Below are 2,661 nucleotides of genomic sequence, written 5' to 3' on the forward strand. Positions count from 1 at the left end.
AGCCGCGCGGTGGCCGCGACGGGTGCCGCACGCAGCGGCACCGCTGGCGCATCGACCAGGCCGCTGCTCACGCGTCCACCCGTTTGCGGGCCAGCGCCTCGCCGGCGCGCTGCGCGCGCTGCAGGCCTGCCTGCAGATCGGCGACCAAGTCCGCACTGGATTCGATGCCCACCGACAGACGCAACAGGCCGTCGGAAATCCCGGCCTTGGCGCGTGCCTCGGCGGTCATCGCCGCATGGGTCATGGTCGCCGGATGCGCGACCAGGCTCTCCACGCCGCCCAGCGATTCGGCCAGGGTGAAGTAGCGCAGGCCATCGACGAAGGCGCGTACCTCGGCCTCGCCGCCGGCCAGTTCGAAACTGATCATCGCGCCGAAGCCGCGCTGCTGCCGCGCCGCCACCGCGTGGCCCGGATGCGAGGCCAGGCCCGGGTAGTACACCTGGCGCACCGCGGCGTGCGTGGTCAGCAATTCCACCACCGCCTGCGCGTTCTCCTGGTGCGCGCGCAGGCGCGCGTCCAGCGTGCGCAGGCCGCGCAGGGTCAGGAACGCGTCGAACGGCGAGCCGGTCAGGCCCAACGCATTGGCCCACCACACCAGCTGCTGGTGCAGTTCGGCATCGGCGGCGATCACCGCGCCACCGACCACGTCGCTATGGCCGTTGACGTACTTGGTGGTGGAGTGGATCACCAGGTCGGCGCCGAAGGCGATCGGGGTCTGCAGCGCCGGCGACAGGAAGGTGTTGTCGACCACCGCCAGCGCGCCGGCCTTGTGCGTGGCGTCGATGACGAAACGCAGGTCGGTGATGCGCAGCAGCGGGTTGGACGGGGTCTCGATCAGCACCAGCCGCGGCGCCTGCGCCAGCGCATCGGCCAGCGAGCGCGGATCGGTCAGGTCGGCGGTGATCAGCTCGAAGTGGCCCTTCTTGGCCAGCGCGTTGAACAGGCGCCAGCTGCCGCCGTACGCGTCGTGCGGCACCACCAGCTTGTCGCCGGGCTGCAGCAGCGCGTTGAGCACCAGGTTGATCGCGCCCATGCCGGTGGCGGTGATCACCCCGCCGGCGCCACCTTCCAGTTCCGCCAGCGCTTCGCCGAGCAGGTCGCGGGTGGGGTTGCCGCTGCGGGTGTAGTCGTACTGGCGCTTGTTGCCGAAGCCGTCGAAGCTGAAGTTCGACGACAGCACGATCGGCGGAGTCACCGCGCCGTAGGCGGTGTCGCGGTCGATGCCGGCGCGGACCGCGGCGGTGGCGGCACTACAGGGCAGATCGGTGTCGTGGGCAGTGCTCATGCGGCAACTCCGGTGGGGCGAAGGGCGGTGGCGAGAATCGCGTCGATGCGATCGGTTTCTTTCAGGAAGGCGTCGTGACCGTAGGGCGAACGCAGCACGCGCAGGCTGCCGCGCGGGCCCAGGCCTTCGACCAGGGTGACCAGGTCCGACAGCGGCACCAGGCGGTCGCCTTCGACCGCCACCACCACCGTGGGCACGGCGACGGCGGCCGGCTCGATGCGGTGCAGGTCGATGGATTCGGACAGGCGCAGGTAGGCGTTGACCTGGGTGCGCGCCACGTACTGCGCGCCGGCGGCGTCCAGGTAGTCTTCGGCGGCGACGCGGACGCGGCCGTTGATCACTTCCGGCGCCGCGTCGAAGCGTTCGCCGAACTCCTCCGGAGTGCGGTAGCTGAGCATCGCGAACTGCCGCGCCAGCGACAGCCCGTGGCTCTCGGCGCATTGCAGCTGGCCCAGTGCCACGGCGCGGCGCTGCAGCGCGCGCCAAGCCGCGGCATACGGATGCGCGCGGTGCGCGCCGCTGACCGCAATCAGCTTCTGCAGGTGCTGCGGATGCCGCACCGCCAGTTGCAAGCCGACCAGCGCACCGTAGGAGTAGCCGACGAACCCGTGCAGTTGCGCGATGTCCAGCGCGTCCAGCAGCGCAGCGATGGCATCGGCCTGGTCGGCACTGTCGATCGGCGCGTCCAGGCTGCCGTCGGCGCCGACGAAATCGAACGCCAGCAGCCGCCGCTGGGTGGGATCCAGCGCCCGCCCCGGCCCGACCAGGCCTTCGGCCCAGCCCTTCTCGGGAAAGCTGGCGTTGGCGGCGAGATGGCGGTGCGCGGAGATGCCGCCGGCGACGAACACCACCGGCGCGGCAGCCGGGCCGCTCAGTTCGTAGCGCAGGCGCAGCAGTTGCACACCGGCGTGGCGCAGCGGCAACGCGACGGCGATCTCGCCACGCATCGCGTGCACGCCGTCGGCCGGCGCGGCAACGCGGTCGTGGGACGGAGTGGCGGAGGTGGGGCGATCAGGCGAGTTCACGAGGCGCATGGCGGTATCCGGAGAGGAACGGCCATCGAGCTTCGCGGAGCTCGCGTTCGCCATGCAGAAGGCATGGATCGAACCATCTTTCGGCGGACGCGTGGGTCCCCGCAGGATTTGGCACCTACACGGGCGCTTGCGCGTCCGCTGGCTGCCCCGGCATCAAAGGGCCTGTCCCTCCGCCGGTCTCGATGGTGGAGCCACGATGCCAGCGATTCTCGGTCATGTCAATCTCTTTATTCGGATGAAGCGATATGATTTTTCGATCCCTGGCCTCGGCCATACTCCGCTCCCCCCATCGCTGCCCCTGCCCCTGCCCCTGCCCGTGCGCCGACGCCGCCCCCGCCGCTG

The 2,661-nt window shown here is 70.8% G+C and carries 2 protein-coding genes and 1 riboswitch; both genes read right to left on the reverse strand.

The annotated features are described in order from the left end of the window. Positions 1 to 67 precede the first annotated feature (67 nt). Entirely contained in the window at positions 68 to 1,285 is a 1,218-nt protein-coding gene (locus tag D588_RS0114865) for an O-succinylhomoserine (thiol)-lyase (protein ID WP_017916548.1), read from the reverse strand. Next, positions 1,282 to 2,319, reverse strand: coding sequence for a homoserine O-succinyltransferase (locus D588_RS0114870; protein ID WP_026143738.1), 1,038 nt, complete (start codon positions 2,317 to 2,319; stop codon positions 1,282 to 1,284). Before D588_RS0114870 ends, D588_RS0114865 begins: the two co-directional genes overlap by 4 nt. Positions 2,320 to 2,389: 70 nt before the next feature. Next, positions 2,390 to 2,508: riboswitch (SAM riboswitch) on the reverse strand. Positions 2,509 to 2,661: the final 153 nt, after the last annotated feature.

It is taken from the genome of Xanthomonas sp. SHU 308 (genome assembly GCF_000364645.1).
Classification (GTDB): domain Bacteria; phylum Pseudomonadota; class Gammaproteobacteria; order Xanthomonadales; family Xanthomonadaceae; genus Xanthomonas_A; species Xanthomonas_A sontii.

Bases quoted from the DNA above. Each gene is read 5' to 3' on its own strand.
- D588_RS0114865 (WP_017916548.1), bottom strand. From the start codon at position 1,285: ATGAGCACTGCCCACGACACCGATCTGCCCTGTAGTGCCGCCACCGCC.
- D588_RS0114870 (WP_026143738.1), bottom strand. From the start codon at position 2,319: ATGCGCCTCGTGAACTCGCCTGATCGCCCCACCTCCGCCACTCCGTCC.